At 58.0% G+C, this 17,033-nt stretch carries 10 protein-coding genes; 5 read left to right on the forward strand and 5 right to left on the reverse strand.

The genetic code is table 11. From position 1 onward, the window contains the following. Positions 1-5 precede the first annotated feature (5 nt). From RRF56_RS12055 to RRF56_RS12065, 3 genes are all read right to left on the reverse strand, one after another. A complete protein-coding gene (locus tag RRF56_RS12055) occupies positions 6-1,328 on the reverse strand; it encodes a glycosyltransferase family 4 protein (RefSeq protein ID WP_317037888.1) in 1,323 nt (440 codons plus the stop codon). A gap of 5 nt (positions 1,329-1,333) precedes the next feature. Continuing rightward, positions 1,334-2,590 carry an ABC transporter ATP-binding protein gene (locus RRF56_RS12060; protein WP_317037889.1) on the reverse strand — a complete coding sequence of 419 codons (1,257 nt, stop codon included), beginning with the start codon at positions 2,588-2,590 and terminating at the stop codon, positions 1,334-1,336. A gap of 357 nt (positions 2,591-2,947) precedes the next feature. Continuing rightward, a complete protein-coding gene (locus tag RRF56_RS12065; protein WP_317037890.1) occupies positions 2,948-3,775 on the reverse strand; it encodes an ABC transporter permease in 828 nt (275 codons plus the stop codon). A 377-nt stretch (positions 3,776-4,152) separates the two neighbouring features. Between RRF56_RS12065 and RRF56_RS12070 the strand changes: the two genes are divergently transcribed. Continuing rightward, positions 4,153-5,307, forward strand: coding sequence for an SLBB domain-containing protein (locus RRF56_RS12070; protein ID WP_317037891.1), 1,155 nt, complete (start codon positions 4,153-4,155; stop codon positions 5,305-5,307). Between the two features lie 34 nt (positions 5,308-5,341). Beyond that, the gene (locus RRF56_RS12075; protein ID WP_317037892.1) at positions 5,342-7,627 is read left to right on the forward strand and encodes a hypothetical protein; all 2,286 of its coding nucleotides are present in this window, start codon (positions 5,342-5,344) and stop codon (positions 7,625-7,627) included. 77 nt (positions 7,628-7,704) lie between these two features. Here the strand turns inward: RRF56_RS12075 and RRF56_RS12080 are convergent, their stop codons facing one another. Both RRF56_RS12080 and RRF56_RS12085 read right to left on the reverse strand, forming a co-directional pair. Beyond that, positions 7,705-8,568: an exosortase/archaeosortase family protein gene (locus tag RRF56_RS12080; RefSeq protein WP_317037893.1), complete on the reverse strand. Its 864-nt coding sequence runs from the start codon at positions 8,566-8,568 to the stop codon at positions 7,705-7,707. 221 nt (positions 8,569-8,789) lie between these two features. After that, a complete protein-coding gene (locus tag RRF56_RS12085) occupies positions 8,790-9,653 on the reverse strand; it encodes an HpsJ family protein (RefSeq protein WP_317037894.1) in 864 nt (287 codons plus the stop codon). Positions 9,654-9,979: 326 nt separating this feature from the next. Here RRF56_RS12085 and RRF56_RS12090 point away from each other — a divergent pair, with 326 nt between their 5' ends. From RRF56_RS12090 to RRF56_RS12100, 3 genes are all read left to right on the forward strand, one after another. Further along, positions 9,980-15,298 (forward strand): PAS domain S-box protein, encoded by a 5,319-nt coding sequence (locus RRF56_RS12090; protein ID WP_317037895.1) that lies wholly within the window; start codon positions 9,980-9,982, stop codon positions 15,296-15,298. 197 nt (positions 15,299-15,495) lie between these two features. After that, positions 15,496-16,098 (forward strand): YdcF family protein, encoded by a 603-nt coding sequence (locus tag RRF56_RS12095; RefSeq protein ID WP_317037896.1) that lies wholly within the window; start codon positions 15,496-15,498, stop codon positions 16,096-16,098. 90 nt (positions 16,099-16,188) lie between these two features. Further along, positions 16,189-16,941, forward strand: coding sequence for a hypothetical protein (locus RRF56_RS12100; RefSeq protein ID WP_317037897.1), 753 nt, complete (start codon positions 16,189-16,191; stop codon positions 16,939-16,941). The last annotated feature ends 92 nt before the right edge of the window (positions 16,942-17,033 follow it).

Consider the following 17,033-nt stretch of genomic DNA (forward strand, 5'->3'; position numbering starts at 1 on the left):
TAGCCCTAGAGTCCTTGGGGTGAGGGTGACGGGGTGGGGTCTGCGATCGCATCCATCCAGGCCATCTCGGCAGTAGTGCGATCGCTTACCGATCGCGTACCGAGGGCCTGCCGACGGGCGATCGCTCGCCGGTAGCTGGCCTCCTGAAGTGCTCCGATCGGCTCCAGGGAGTAGTGGCTGAGAACGCGATCGCGGGCGGCTCGGCCCAGCTCCTGGCGCTGCTGAGGATGATCGAGCAGGTCGATTACAGCCCGAGCCAGGGGAGCGGGGCGACGGGGTGGCACCAGGCGGCCCACCCGGCCCTGATCCAGCAGTTCGGCCATGCCCCCTGCCGAGCTAGCCACAATGCCTCGCCCCGCCGCCATCGCCTCGGTACACACCAGGCCAAAACTCTCCCAGCGGCTGGGAAAGACGCAGATGTCGGTGGTGGCCAGGTAGTGGGGAATGCGATCGAGGGGAACCCCGCCGGTAAACTCCAGGGCCGAACGGTGGCGCGGCAGGGTGCGCTCCAGGTACTGCTGCATGTTCAGGCCGGGGCGGGGCGAGTTCCAGGCTGGCCCTACAAAGCGAAACTTCACCTGGGGATGGCGGCGGCGAATGGCGGGTATGGCTTTACCCAGTTCGACCACCCCCTTGCGCAGCTCCAACCGGCCCAGAAAGGTGACCACCTGGGTATCGGTATCGAGAGGAATGGCCAGCAGGTCGGGGCTGGGCAGGTAAGGATAGGGCACCGACGCCACCAGGGCCGGATCCAGCTTCCAGTCAGTCAAAATTCGCTGGCCGATCGCCTGGGAGGGAGCCGCAACTTCGTCGGCCTCGTGGGCGTGGCGACATTCTGGATCGGCGGCGGGGTCGTAGGGGGGGCGGCGCTTGGGCCACTGCCCCCGGCGCAGGGCTCCTAGAGTCATGCGGGTTTTGGCCTGCCAGGTTTGCAGCGGGTTGCCCAGCAGTTCCAGCACGTACTGGGGGGTGTGCAGCTTCAGCACAAAGGGCATGTCGGGCACGTAGCGGAGGGCCACGGCGGCCTCGGCCCCACAGTCTGGCCCTTCTAGCACATCAAACTGAAGGGCACGGTGGCGATCGCAAAACACCCGCCCCACCCGCGCCGGAAACCCGCTGCGGTCTACCCCCTGGAGCCGATGCACCATCACTCCCGCCTCCAGGGTGGTGTGGGTAGTCAGCGGGCCATCAGACTCGCGGCCACCGGCAAACACTTCTACCTGGTGGCCCCGCTGGCTGAGCATACTGGCGGCCTGGCGCACGTAGGTGGCAATGCCCCCAAAGGCCGTATCGGGGGGGTATTCGTAGCTGATAAAGGCAATTTTCATAGCAGTTAGTAGGTGACGAGGGTGCCAGATTGAGAAACGCGAACAATGCCGTGGTCGGGGCGATAGGCCGACATCGCCTCGTGCACAATGGCCGGATGCACCTCAAAGCTGAACACGTCCTCCGCTTCCAGGTAGGTCTCCGGGTCGTTGGCGCGAAACATAAAGACGCTGGCCCGATACTGACCGGGCAGCAGTTGCAATCGGTCCAGGTTAAAGGTGACCTCCACCATCGATTGAATCGGGAAGGGATCGATCCCCTCCTCGGGGCTGCAAATGCTGGAAATCAAGGTGCCCAGGGCGTCATAGATGCGGACGACCACGGCGGCGTCAGACATCGGTTGCTGAGCCCGAAACACCAGCCGCAGCCGATAGTCGCGATCGAACACTGGGGCCTGGGTGCGTCCACCCTCGGCATCCTGGAGGGCCATCTCCACCAGCGAAATGCCGTGGCGGCTCACCTGCCCCAGACGGCTGCTCTCCGTCGGAGCGGCGTTGAGGTAGCGGCTCACCACCTGCTCGGCACTGCCCGCCAGCAGCAGTTCGCCCTGCTGCATGTAGAGAGCTGAGGTGCACAACTGCCGCACCGCCGCCATGTTGTGGCTGACAAACAGTACTGTGCGACCGCTGTGGGCCACATCCTGCATCTTGCCCAGGCACTTGTTCTGGAACTGGGCATCGCCCACCGCCAGCACCTCATCCACAATCAAAATTTCGGGCTCCAGGTGGGCCGCCACCGCAAAGGCCAGCCGCACGTACATACCCGAGGAATAGCGCTTGACGGGGGTATCGAGAAACCGTTCCACCTCGGCAAAGGCCACAATCTCGTCAAACTTGCGGCGAATCTCGGCTTTGCCCATGCCCAGAATGGCCCCGTTGAGAAAGATGTTCTCCCGCCCGGTCAGCTCTGGGTGAAAGCCGGTGCCCACCTCTAGCAGACTGGCCACCCGGCCCCGCATGCGAATCTGCCCCGCCGTCGGTTCAGTAATGCGGCTAAGAATCTTCAGCAGGGTAGATTTGCCCGCCCCGTTGCGCCCGACAATGCCGACGCGATCGCCCTGGTTGATCTCAAAAGACACATCCTGCAAAGCCCAAAAGGCTTCCTCAGGCTCAGCGGTGCGGCGACGGCGCGGGGAAAATCGCTGCCTCAGCCGACGACCACCCTGACTAAGGGTGTCCCGCAGCGACTGGTACTTTTCCCTCTGGGAACGGCCCAGGACATAGCGCTTACTCAGATTTTCGACTTGGATGACAGGGTAGGACATGGGGGGGGATGGGGAGTGGATGGGTGGATGGGTGGATGGGTGAAGGGGTGAAGGGGTGGATGGGTGGATGGGTGGGCGGTTTTAGGTCTCGGGTTTCTGGATCCCCTCCTGGGAGGGGCAGGGGTGGGTTCTTTGGGTTTTGAGATCCCCTCCTGGGAGGGGCAGGGGTGGGTTCTTTGGGTTGTGGGATCCCCTCCTGGGAGGGGCAGGGGTGGGTTCTTTGGGCTAAAAAGTGGTGATTCTGTATTCAAAAACTCCCTTAGCAAATCCTTTCTGGCCCACCCCGCCCTCCGGGCACCCCTCCAAGGAGGGGATGGGGCCAACTCGTCTGCTTTAGGAAATTCCACCGAACTGTCCTCAAATCACATCCGCAAACGTCCGTTCGTAGGCGCGGAAGTAGCGAATGCCATACCAGAGCAGGAACAGCACAAAGCCGACGGACAGGCTAAAGCCGGGCAGGTATAGGGCAGAGTCGCCGAGGATGGCCCAGCGGAAGCCGTCGATCACGCCCACCATCGGGTTGAGGGAGTAGAGCCAGCGCCACTGTTCGGGCACCACAGAGCTGCTAAAGCCGACCGGGGAGATGTAGAGGCCAAACTGCAAAATGAAGGGAACCACATAACGAAAGTCGCGGTATTTGACGTTGAGGGTGGCCAGCAGCAGGCCGGCCCCCATGGCGGCGGCGAAGGCAATGGCGATGAAAAAGGGCAGGGTAATAATCCGCCAGCTGGGCACGAAGTCGTAGACCACCATTAGCCCCAGCAGAATAATGCCAGAGATAAAGAAATCGACCAGGCTGACAATTACGGCGCTGGTGGGTACTACCAGGCGGGGAAAATACACTTTAGAAATTAAGTTGGCATTAGAAATTAAACTATTGCTGCTCTCCGATAGGGCGTTGGCAAAAAATTGCCAGGGCAGCATGCCTGCAAACACCAAAATCGGATAGGGCACGCCGTCGGAGGGCAGTTGGGCAATTTTGCCAAATACCACGGTAAACACCACCATGGTCAAAAACGGGCGAATTAAGGCCCAGATAATGCCAATGGCCGTTTGTTTATAGCGCACTAAAATATCGCGCCAGGCCAAAAAATAAAACAGTTCTCGATAGCGCCAGAGGTCTTGCCAGTACTGGCGCTGGGTGCGGCCAGCGGCAATTACAAGTTCGGCAGCAGGGTCACGCATAGGAAGGGGCCAGGAGAGGAATCTAGTCCTACGGTGAGGGGGGGATGATTGCGATCGCGTTTGCGCTAGAGTCCACGTTCAGAACCCGTTTAATTACCACCTATCGTCTCCGCGAATCTACGGAAATTAGGGGATTTAAGCGGATCTACGGTCTCTCTTTTAGAAGAGAGAAGTAGGCCAAATCTGCGGAGCTTTTTAAGGTCTTAACCGCCGCTTCTAGGCCCGGCCATTATTCCGAGGGGGTTGTCAAAGCTTGATTATGTATTGCCCGTTTCTGCTTCGCCGACGCCCCGTAACTCCAGCCCGCTAGTTTTTGCCCTCGGCCCAAACTATGCCCTGGGTGCGATCGCCTTGCTATGTAGCTTCTAAATTGCTCTATGACGTGTCATCTTCTCCAAGCTTTCTCACCGCTCCGGCCCAGGCTAGCCCTAGCGCTGTGCTGTGCTCCCCTGATCGGCCTCAGTGGCGGTTTCACGACCCCTAGCCTTGCCACCACCATGGGGGCCGCCACGGCCCCAAGCCAACCCCTCAACCCCAGCCGCCCCAACCTAGACCAGAGGGCACTGCCCTTTCAGCCCGACCCGACCAGTGGGCCGGTGTACCCCCTCGATGCCTACCGCCTGACCGTGGGCGACATTGTTTATGTGATCGTTGCCAATGTGCCCGACTACAGCGGCACCTTCCAGGTCATGCCCGATGGGTCTCTAAACCTACCGGTGCTCGGACGCGTGGAAACCTGGGGCAAGACTCTGACCGAAGTTGAGCAGGCCATTACTGAAGGCTATGCCGCCAGCCAAATCTTGGTGGAACCGCGCATCACCGTCACCCTGTCTCAGCTCAGCCCGCTGCGCATCGTGGTGATTGGCGAAGTTAGTCGGCCCGGTGCCTATTCTCTACCGCCCGATAAGGGGCGACTCCCCACCGTGGCTATGGCCCTAGATGTTGCTGGCGGCATTACCCAGCGAACCGATCTGCGAGCCATTCAGGTGCGGCGGGTGAGCCCCGACAACCTCCAGGAAGCGACTATCACCGTCAGCCTGTGGGACCTGCTCACCCAGGGAGCCCGCAATCAAGATATTCCCCTGCGAGATGGGGACACTATTATGGTGCCCCAGGCGGAGCCGGTCCCGATTCCCACGGTCCGTGAACTAGCCCGGTCTAGTTTTTCGAGCGGGGCGATTCGGGTCAATATCGTCGGCGAAATTGCCTCCCCCGGTGTGATGGAAGTGGCCCCAGACACCTCGGTCTCTGAAGCGCTGCTGCTAGCGGGCAGCTTTACCCGCCGATCGCGCCAGACAGAGGTACAACTGCTGCGGCTTAACCCCGATGGCACCGTCACCCAGCGATCGCTGCCGGTAAATTTTGCCAACGCCATCAATGACGAAACCAACCCGCTGCTGCAAGATCGCGACGTGATTTTAGTGGGTAGAAACTGGTCTGCCTCAGTGGGCGACACCATGGGCACGGTGCTGCAGCCCTTAAATGGTGTTTTTTCTCTCTTTAATTTGTTTTTGCCTTTCCTCCTGTTTTAAGCCAGTCAATCCTCAGGTAACTCCCCCATCTACCATGACCCACGATCTAGACGTTACTTCAGACACCCCCACGGCCCCGCCCCGCTCTCTACCGGCGGGGGGCGATCCGGGCTCTAGCGTAGGCATCGTTCTAGGCGTTATACGCCGCAAGTTCTGGCTGATGCTGGCGCTGGGGATGGCCGCCGGGGCCTTCTCTGTGGTCAAAAACGCACAGGTGGTGCCGGTCTATCAGAGCAGCTTTCGCCTGCTGGTAGAACCCGTGCGCGAGCAACGCAATCTCGCCCGCCTCACTGACAGCCAACAGGGCACCAAGCCGCAAGAGCTAGACTACATCACCCAGGTTGAAGTGCTGCTCAGCCCCGAAGTTTTGACTCCCATTCTGGCGGAGGCCGGGAATCGCTATCCTGAGGTCAGCTATGACAGTGTGATCGGTCAGCTCAATGTGTACCGCCTGGGAGAAACCAAAATTCTGGAGGTCAAATACAGCAACAACAACCCCGAAAAGGTTAAGGCGCTGCTAGAGGTGATTGCCCAGGGCTACCTGAAATATAGTTTGGAGTCGCAGCGATCGCAGTTGCTCCAGGGCATCGCCTTCATCGATGAGCGGCTGCCCCTGATCGAGAACCGGGTCAACAGCCTGCACCAACAGATTCAAGATCTACAGGAAAATTACCAATTTTTAGAACCCGATGACTTTGCCACCGAGCTGTTTAAACAGACCGCTCAAATTGACCAAACCCGCCTGATGCTGCGGGACGAATTTATCACCCTAGAGTCTCAATACAATGCCCTGCTTGACCAGGCCAGCGTCTCAGCCGCCTTGCGCCAATCCGAGGCCTACGAGACTCTGCGCCAAGAGTACCAGGTGTTGCGCCAGCAGCTAGCCATTGAGTCGGCCCGGTTTGGCCCCAACAGCCCGACCATTCAGCTCATTCAGCGGCAGCAGAGCAACCTGGCCCCCCTACTGTTTGAAGAGGCCGATCGGGTGATTCAGGCCCAAGTGGCCCAGGTGATGGATGCCATGGCCGTGATCTCTGACCGAGATGCAGAGTTGGCCGCCCGCCAAGCTGCTCTCAATCAAAAGCTTCAGGCGGTGCCCAGTGTCACGCGCAGCTATCAAGAACTCCAGCGAGAACTGCTGCTCGCCACCACCAGCATGACCCGCTTTCGCGAAACCAAAGAGGTGCTGCAAATTCAAGCATCCCAAAATGAAATTCCCTGGGAGTTAATTACTCCTCCCACCAATGCCCGTCGCACGCCGAGCACCAGTCCGTCTAAATCCCTGGTGACTGGCTTTTTGATGGGTGCAATTCTGGGGTTGGCCCTGGGCTACCTGATCGAAAAATTGGCCAATACTTACTACACCCTTGAAGACATTAAAAGGCGAGTGCCCCTCCCGGTGCTGGGGGCGATTCCTCTGCATCCAGAACTGATCGACGCCGCCCCCGAAGCCCACGTGGTAGACCTTCGAGCTGGGCCTGTCGCCACCTCGCTATCCGCCGATGCGGAGGTCTTAAAAACCCAGCTGAAGACCATGATCAGCCCCAAGCTAAATAACTGGCAAGACTACGTCCTGCAGGCCAAAACCACCAGCCCCTCAGCCCTGGCCCCCGACAACTATGCGGCCAATGGTCACCAGCCCACCGCTCCCGAGGCTAACTCCCCCGCCGAACGCTGGCTGATGGAATACGACAGCTATGGGTTTTTAGAAGCCTTTCGAGCACTCCATGCCAACCTAGAGACCTTTTCGCCGCGATCGCTCGTGGTGACCTCGGCCTTGCCCGGTGAGGGGGCCACTACCGTCGCCGTCCACCTAGTCCAGGCCGCCGCTGCCATGGAGCGCAGAGTGCTGCTGGTGGATGGTCAGTTTCGCCGGGGCGGCACTCGTCTGAGTTCATTGCTAGGTATTGAGTCAGAGCCGGGCCTAAGCGACTACATCAACGGTAAAGCTACCCTCAACGACATCACCCAGCGCCTATCGTGGGAAGCCAACCTGTTTGCCATCAGCTCGGGCACCGAGGCCTTCGACCCCACCCGATTGCTGTCATCGGCCCGCATGAAAGACCTGATGGCGCGGATGGAGAAAAACTTTGACCTGGTGGTCTACACCATGCCACCGCTGATGGGGCTGGCCGATGTTGGGCTAGTAGCCGCCAAGACCGATGGCGTGCTGCTGGTCACCTCCCTCGGTCGCCGCCACATTGCCGATGCCCTCAACCGCACCCTAGAGCGCATGCAGGTCGCCCGCGTCCCCGTGATTGGGCTGGTGGTGAACCAAGTGAAGAACTACGCGGTCGATTTCTACGCTAAGTCAGCCTAAGGGGGGCGGTGCAAGGTTTTAGGGGTCGGGTGTCGGGTGTCAGGTTTGCGGCAGACCTTGCACCTTGCACCCCGTAACTAATCAGACCCATCATTGCTCTGCTGCGATCGCCCCAGACCTAAATAGCTCAGAATCGCCAGGGCCAGTAAAGTGAAAATCTGTCCCCCGCCTGAGCCGTGCCAAAACTGAAACACAGCATCATCGCCTACCGATACGGTCATAATGGCCACGCGAATAACGCTGAGCAAGGCGGCGATCGCCACGGAGAAGCCCATCAACCGGCCCACTCTCTGCCCAGGGGTAATAGCGGCTAACAACACCGAAATCTGCATCAACAGGCCCAAAAGTGCCGCCCCCGTGCAGGCAAACTCTACATCTACGGTGCCTGCGGGCAACTGAATAAAACTGCCCTGCTGCACCACCTCAAACCCTAACCAGTGGAGCCCAAACGCCGCGATCGCTGCCGTTGTTACCCGCAGGGGCATCCCCACAACCGTTTCTAGTAGCAGCGGCAAGGTCCTAGGCGGCACCGACAGCGCCACTACCAACGCCCAAACCTGCCACCCACACCACCCCCGCCACCCCCGCACCAGCAGCGACCAACCGGCAAAGGCAAACAGCGGAAACAAGCGCACAAAGGCCGTGGCTGTGCCGTAAAGTGGCCCTGCCACCAGGCCGAGCAGCGCGAGCAACCCTGCCCCCCAGATTTGGGCTGAAGGCGATCGCCGCTGGCCAAGCGATAACTGCGGCTGCACCTGAGTTGCGATCGCCCCCCAAAACAGCAGGCTGAGCACCACCTGATCTACGTTCCCCGTCACCGCCATAATTAGAGCCAGATGCAGGCCAACCAGCCCCAGGCCAACCAGCGGCAGAATACGCAGTCTAGAAACAGTCGCAGTCGGAAAGAATGGATTGCGCATGCCAGCAAACGAGGTAACCAACGCAGAAAGCATTTAATGCCAAATCCTATCTGTATACCCAATCGGTCAACCTGTAGGAGCGTTGGCATAGCCTGGCCGGAGGCCTTACGGCGGTTTGCCCAGGGGTATCGGGGGTTAGTCAAGTAGGATTTGGCATAAGGCATCTAGGGGGCAAACCCGTTGTTGCCGGGTCTTTAAAGCAACACCCACCCGTGCCCAAGGTAAAGACCATCGATCGCCCATTAACGAATTCGATGCTGCATGCGCTTGGGGCGGCGGCCCAGCATGCGGCTGACGCGGCGGCCAAAAGCGGTGGCCGGATTGTGCTGAGGTTGATCAGCGGTTGTCAAGGTGCCCTTACCCCGTCTCGCCCAACCGCTGATCAACCAGGCATAGAGGAACAAAAAGCTGCCCAAAAAGCTTTCTGAAACCAGCTTCAGACTGTTTTTAATCAGATTTTGCTTCACATTGGCACGGGCTTGTTCAGCCCTAGTGTCAGCCTGTTCCTTAGCTTGGTTGAGGTTATTCAAAATTTGGGCACGGGCATCTTCTGGACTAAGGGCCGCATTGGGAGAGGAAAGTAGGTTTAGCAACTGCTGAGGAGTAGCCTGTTGCAGCTCGACCTGATTGGATTCAATCTGCTGACGCTGCTGGTTTACCTGAGTACTAATCTGCTCATTATTAAATTGATGAATCCGCAGCGTGTTCGCCACCGTTAAGGGAATCAGGAAAAACAAAATTATGCTCAAAATAAGGGTCAGCCAAGAGAAAAACTTGAGCAGGGGCCATTCAATCTCCTGCCGCTCAACCCCATCCCCGGCAAAGACCAACGCCAACGCCAGCAAGGGAATCGGCACCAGCTTAATCAAGTTCCCGACAAACTGGTATTCCCACACCGGATCCATAAATTTCGCCGGTATCAATACATAGAGAAAATCAATGAACGATATCAGCAGTAGACCATAGCCCAGCACTCGGGCGAGGCGAAATAAGTAGCCCGTCGCCATCGGTTGGGCGCTAGCCTCAGCGGGTGGGGCGATCTCTTCCAACCTCTCTCTGGGTGGAATTTCTCTCGGCAGAGCATTTGACCTAGCAGATGAAGCCATAGCAGTCTTCTCATAAATAGCTAAGGCCACCCTAGCCAGAGAATGTTTGCGTTCTAGTCTGTTTTAGAGCGATTTGAGACATTACCTAGCAGCCCCCGACAATTGCCGTAAAGAACCGTAAAGAGAACCCCCTATCGTCATTCCTAGATAGGAATACTGAGGGAAGATTCTAAGATCAAGATAGTTTGCGAATCGCACGCGCTTTTAGAGGTCACCTATGAACGTCAGCTGGGAGTAACTCTGTCAATTTGGGTACAACAAAGGCACCCTGTAGAGCAAGAGGCTGATATATCAAAAATAAGAGAGACCCTAGGGCTGTTTTGGCGATGAAAATTCTTTTTTTAGAAAGTGCTGGCTGGGATGGGGCGGCATTGAGTCAGGCGATCGCGGCCTTAAACTGGCCCTCACCCCTCACCATTCAAATAGCCAGTCCAGCTGCGATCGCCGCCAACGCCCTAGCCACCTACGACGTTGTTTTTTTGCCCCTAGAGACAGCAACCAAAATAGTTACAGTGGCCCCTCTAGCCCTGGGAGAAAAGACCCCCTACTGGGTTGTCTTAGCCAACGGCAACGCCCTAGACAGCCTTGCCCCAGAGATGCCACCCTACGGATGGGACTACCTAACGCAAGACACGGTAGCCCAGCATCGCTTACCCCTGGCCTTAACGCGAATTTTAAATGCAGCCCAACGGGAACAGCAATTACAGGCGTTAGCCAGCGAAAATCATTTGCTCAAGACCGCTAGTAATCTGGTGCCCAATCAGATTTTTATGCAAGATCCGGAGGGGCGCTACTGCCTGGTCAACCGAGAGGCCAAAGCCCACAACGCCACCCCTGAAGCCCTGCCGCTTGGGTTTACTGGCGTCAGCGTTGATATCAGCGATCGCAGACGCCTTGAAGCAGAACCCACCCACCCACCCAGTTTCCTGGCCAGACAGCAAGAAATACTTGAACTGATCGCCCTGGGAACGCCACTACCAGAGGTGCTTGACCGCCTGATAAAAAATTTAGAATCCCAAACCGAGGGCATGGTGGGCTCGGTGCTACTGCTGCATGATCACCGGCTCTGGCATGGCGCTGCACCCAGCTTGCCAGACCAGTACCAGCAGGCCATCAACGGCATGGCGATCGGTCCCCAGGAAGGGTCTTGCGGCACCACCGCCCACCGCAAAAAACCTGCCATTGTGACCGACATTGCCACCGACCCCCTGTGGGAAAACTATCGACATCTGGCCTTACCCCACGGGTTAAGAGCCTGCTGGTCAGTGCCGATCGTCTCCCGCACCGGCCGAGTGCTGGGCACCTTTGCCCAGTATTACCAAACCCCGCGCGCACCCAGTGCCCAAGACTGGGATCTAATTAACGCCGCCGTTAAGCTGGCCAGTCTGGCCATTGAGCAGCAGCGCAGCGACGAAGCCCTGCGGGAAAGCGAAGCGCGCTTTAGGGCCATTTTTGAGCAGGCGACAGTTGGCATCTGTCAGGTTTCCTTGGAAGGTCGGTTTTTGCGAGTAAACCAGCAGTTTTGCCGGTTTTTAGGCTACACCAGGAAGGAATTGTTAACTCACACCTTTCAAGAGGTGACCTACCCAGACGATTTAGGCACCTCTCTGAAGGGTTATCGCCATCTGCTCATGCAAAAGTTCTCGACGTTTACCCTAGAGCAACGCTACATCCGCAAAGATAGAACCGTTGTTTGGGGCAGCGTGAGCGCCACACTCATGCAAGATGGCAGCCAATCAAACCCCTGCTTTATTGCCGTCGTCGAAGATATTACCGCTCGCAAACAGGCCGAAATGGCCTTGCAGAACTTGGTTGAAGGTGCTGCCGCTGTCACCGGGCAAGACTTTTTCCCGGCTCTGGCGGCCTATCTGGCCACGGCCTTGCAAATTCGCTATGTCATCATCTCCAAACAGCTGGGGGAAACCTACACGTCCCATGCCTTTTGGGCCGATGGCCACATTCGGCCCAAAATTTCTGGCCGTTTAGCCAACACCCCTTGCGGTGTAGCAATTCGTGAAGGCTTTTTTGCCTGCTCCCAAAACCTACAGCAGCAGTTCCCCGACTATGGGTTGCTAAAAGAGCTGGGGGCAGAAGCCTATATTGGCGTCAGGCTGACCAATTCAACCGGCGACAGTATCGGGAGCCTGTGCATTTTGGATGATAAGCCGATCGAGCATCTGCAACGGGCTTCGAACATCTTGCGAGTGTTTGCGGCTAGGGTAAGTGCCGAGCTCGATCGCCAGGCCGCCACCGATGCTCTCCAGCAGTTCAACCAAACCCTAGAAAGCCAGGTCGAAGCCCGCACCGCCGAACTCCAGCAGACCAACGGCCAGCTTCAGCAGTCTCTGGCCGAACGGCAACTGCTGGTGGCCTTGGTGGAAAACAGCACCAGTTTTATCATCACTGCCACCCCAGCCGGTCAGATCACCTACCTCAACCGGGCCGGGCGGCAGCTGGTGGGCTTGGCAGAAACCACGGATATCTCCCGCTACACCGTGGCTGACTTTCATTTCCCCGCCGACTGGCCCAAGCTAGCAAAGACGGTACTGCCGCCCCTACGACGAGGTGGAACCTGGCAGGGCGAAGTTAACCTGCGGCATTTTCAGACCGGGGCGGCGCTGCCTATGACACACAACGCCTTTGCCATCAACCATGCCCAAACCGGCGAACCCATAGCCTTCGCTGGCATTCTGCGCGACATCACCGACCTCAAACAAAAAGAAGCCCAGCTCGAACAACTCTCCCAGCGTCTTACCCTGGCTGTGCAGTCGGGCCGGTTTGGCATTTGGGAGTACGGCACGGCCCAAAACCGGCTGCTGTGGGACGATCGCATGTGCGAACTCTACGGCATTGCCTCCGCCGACTTTAGGGGTACTCTCGCAGACTGGGAGCAGCGGGTTCACCCCGAGGATCTAGCCCAGGCCCAGGCGGTATCCGATCGGGCGGTCAGGGGAGAATGCCTCTACGATACTGAATTTCGGGTTGTGCACCCCAATGGAGACATCCGCCATCTGAAGGCCTATGCCTTCTATGAGCGTAACGACACAGGAGAGGTGACTCGGGCCATTGGCGTCAATTTTGACATTACCGATCGCAAACGAGCCGAAGCGGCGCTGCGGGAGAGTGAATCCCGGTATCGCCGCCTGATGGATGGAGCCAGTGACGCCATTATCATGGCCAGCAGCGACGGCAGGGTGGTGGACGTAAACCAAAAAGCGCTGACCCTGCTGGGCTATAGCTACGACGAACTGTTGGGCATGCACGTCTTCCAGCTGCATCCGCCCGAATTGCTGGAGCAAGATAGGGCTAACTTTACTGATCTCATCACGCACGAGCATTCTCCCCCCATGCTCACCCAGGTGCTCCGCAAAGATGGCCAGCGGCGGCCCGTAGAAATTACCGCTGCGATCATCGAAATCAACAGCCAGCCCATGGCCCAGAGCATTTTTCGAGACATTAGCGATCGCCAGCAGGCAGAGCGCGAAATGCAGCAGCTGCGGGAGCGCCTTCAGTTTTTGCTGTCGGCCAGCCCAGCGATCATTTACACCTGTGAGCCTTCCGGCCAGTTCTCCTGCACCTACATCAGCGAAAATGTTGAGCGAATTTTGGGCTATACCCCAGCCGAATGGCTGGCTCAACCTGGGTTTTGGGTCCGCTGCCTGCACCCAGACGACGCTGAGCAGGTTTTGACGGCGCTAGAGATGCTGTTTAACTTCGGCACCTACGCCCATGAATATCGTCTGCGGCACAAGACCGGCCACTACTACTGGGTCCACGACGAACTCAGACTGATCCGCGATCCTCAGGGCAATCCGGTCGAAATAGTGGGATACGTCGCCGATGTCAGCGGTCGCAAACAGGCCGAACTCGCGCTGCAACAGCTCAACGAAGATCTGGAGTCGGTGGTACACCAGCGCACCACCGAACTGCGTGACCAGGCCAACCTGCTGGAGACCATCCTCAACAGCATGGGCGATGGGGTGCTGGTGGCGAACCAGGCCGGTGAGATCATTCTCTATAACCCAGCGGGCCAGCAGATCACCCAAATTGAACAGCTTCCCCATGCAGATCCGGCGGTTTGGCAAACCCACTGGGGCCTCTTTTTGCCCGACAACCAGCCCTGCCCCCTCGATCAAATTCCGCTATGGCGGGCGCTACAAGGAGAATCCTTTGACCGCACCGAAGTTATTGTGCGCCATCAGCACTGCCCTGAGGGACGCTACCTAGAGGTTTCGGGTCGCCCCCTAAAAGACGATGCCCAGCAATTGATCGGCGGACTGGCGGTTTTTCGCGATGTCAGCGATCGAAAACGGAGCGAAGACCAGCTGCGCTACAACAGCCTGCACGACAGCCTAACCGACTTACCCAACCGCTACTTTTTGACCCAGCACCTCGACCAGATGATCGTGCAGGGGCACCATGCTGAGCAGGCCGGGTTTGCCGTGCTATATCTCGACCTCGACCACTTCAAGGTGATCAACGACAGCCTCGGCCACGCCGTCGGCGATCAGGTGTTGGTGCAAATTGCCCGCCAGCTAGAAGCGCTGCTCCCCCCAGCAGGCCTAGCGGCCCGTCTGGGCGGGGATGAATTTGTCGTGGTGCTGCCGCCTGTAACCGAGGCCCAGTCGCCGACGGCGATCGCCCAGCAGATCTTGCAGATGTTTCAGCAGCCTTTGGCGATTGGCGAACGAGAAATATTTGTCAAAACCAGCATTGGCCTGGTAGTGGGGCTCACGCCCTACCAGACCGCCGCCGAAATTCTCCGCGATGCCGATATTGCCCTGTACCAGGCCAAAGGTCAGGGCAGAAATCAGTATGCCCTGTTTAATGAAGCCATGCATATCCATGCCCTGGAGCGTTTGCAGCTAGAGCACGACCTGCGCAACGCCCTGGTCAACGAAGAGCTGGTGGTCTACTACCAGCCCATCATCGACATCCAACGCCATTGCGTCAGTGGATTCGAAGCCCTGGTGCGCTGGCAACACCCAACTCGGGGGTTTGTCACGCCCGATAAATTTATTCCCCTGGCGGAAGAAACCGGTTTGATTGCCCCCCTAGACCGCTGGGTGCTACAGACGGCCTGCCGTCAGCTGGTAGCCTGGCAACAGCAATTTCCCGACTACGGCGACTTGACCATCAGCACCAATCTGGTGGTTACCGATTTGATTTACCCCGATCTACTGAGCAGCATCGATCGCATTCTGATCGACACTGGGCTCGACGGGCGACACCTAATTTTAGAGATTACAGAAAGTATGCTGATCGAGCAGCTGCAACCCATGGCCCAGGTGCTAGAAAAGCTCCAGAGCCGAGGCATTCGCATCAGCATTGACGACTTTGGCACGGGCTACTCGTCGCTCAGCTACCTTCACCAGCTGCCGGTCAACGCGTTTAAGATCGATCGCTCCTTCGTCACGCAGATGGAATCCAGCGACAAAAATGCCGAAATCGTTAAAACGATCATTACCCTCAGTAAGCGCTTGGGCTTAAAGATCATTGCCGAAGGCGTAGAGACAGACGCCCAGCTGCAATACCTCAAGGCGTTGAACTGCGATCGCGCCCAGGGGTACCTGTTTGCGCCGCCGCTGCCCGCCGCCGCTGCCGCCGACTTTTTGACCCATTTCAGGGACAGATTTGTGAATTAGCTCAGATAAGTCAGACATTAGCGCAACCGCGATCGCAACCCTACCTGCCCAACAGTAGAAACAGGTTTAGGAGATTTCTAGAAAAGAAGATCCCCGCTGTATCCGGCGACTGTAGCCACCGTAGGGTGGGCAGTGCCCACCATTGGGGAGAAAGTTTTCTAGAAGTCGCCTTAGTTGTCTCACCTCAGGATGCTTGAATGTCGGCTGTTAGTCCCTCTGTGTATCGGCAAAGCCCTAGTCTGTGGCAGCGCTGGAAACGCTTTTTCTGGCGGTGTCTACTCAGCAGCACCTGCCTGCTGTTGCTATACGGGCCAGTCAACCTGGCGATCGCCCACTGGCTATGGCCCCAGCCCGACGGCATCCTAATTTTGGGTGGTCAGCCCGATCGCGAAGGGGTTGCGGCTCGCCTAGCCAAAGTTCAGCCCGATCTACCGCTCTGGTCATCGTCCGGATTAGGCCCCGATCAGGCCTATCCCATCTTTGATGCGCTTGGGGTTAGCCGCGATCGCATCACCTTCGACTACAGAGCAGTCGATACTGTCTCCAACTTCACCACTTTGGTGAAAACCTTTCAGCAGCAAAACCGGCATCACCTCTACCTGATCACCTCCGACTACCACATGCCCCGCGCCCGTGCGATCGCCACCATCATCCTGGGCAGCCACCATATCGCGTTTACCCCCGTTGCAGCCCCTTCTACCCAGCCCGCCGAATCGCCCTTTCGCATTGGCCGCGACATGGTGCGCTCCTGGCTCTGGCTCACCACCGGCTGGAGCGGTGCAGCGATCCGCAACGGTTGATCTCCTGTCAAAGGGCTTGCCCACTCCCCTATCTAGGGAAGGGGTGCCACCGCTCCCCTTCCTGTCTACATCCTTTATTCTTTACCCGTCATGTCTCTATCTGTTGGCACCATTGAAACCTACTCTACTGAGTCTGATCAAATTCAATACGATGGCTTAAACACCCAAGAAAGTAACTCACTAACCCTGTCAGACAGCAACCTTTGGCTGGTAGATACGACCGGCCTCAGCGATCAAACCACGGACAGTTTCAGTCTGTACACCTCCACCAGTCTCTATAGCGATGGGGAAGGCTACCTGGCCCCCATGGCAAGCACCAACATGGAGTCCACCACGGGGGGGATCACCATGTATACTCGCGACCCCAACGCCGACAACATTCTGTACACCAGCGATCCTTCCCTAGAACTGAGCGAGAGCGCTCCACTCCTGGCGATCGAGGGCGATACCCAAGGTGGCTCCTCCCTAAGCGCCAGCAGTGGAACCTTTGGCTCTAGCACGACAGATAGCGACTTTACCCTGACCAACTTAGACGCTACGACCTCAGACTCCTTTGCCTCAGGCTCCCTCGCGCTGCCCGGTAGCAGCGGTGGAGAAGGCAGCACAGCAGAAGGCAGCGCAGTAGCAGGCAGCACAGCGACAGCGATCGAGGTCACCGAGGTTGCGAGCAACGACCTCGCATCCGCCGCCGATATTAAAGCCGCCCCCTTTGAAATCCACAGTGCCATTGGCCTGTTAGTCTTGGGCGCTATGATCGCAAGTCGTCGATGGGGCTGGCGGCGTCAGACATTCATGCCTCAACTCAGCTCTGCTGCGTCCTCTACACCGCTGCCATCTAGCTGATCTGTCTATTTTTAGTCCACAAACCCGATCGCAGACCTCCCCCTCGTAGCTTGAGTTTATGGGCTACATGCCCCGGTGGCTCTGGCTGCCCT

The organism is Nodosilinea sp. E11, assembly GCF_032813545.1.
GTDB lineage: Bacteria > Cyanobacteriota > Cyanobacteriia > Phormidesmidales > Phormidesmidaceae > Nodosilinea.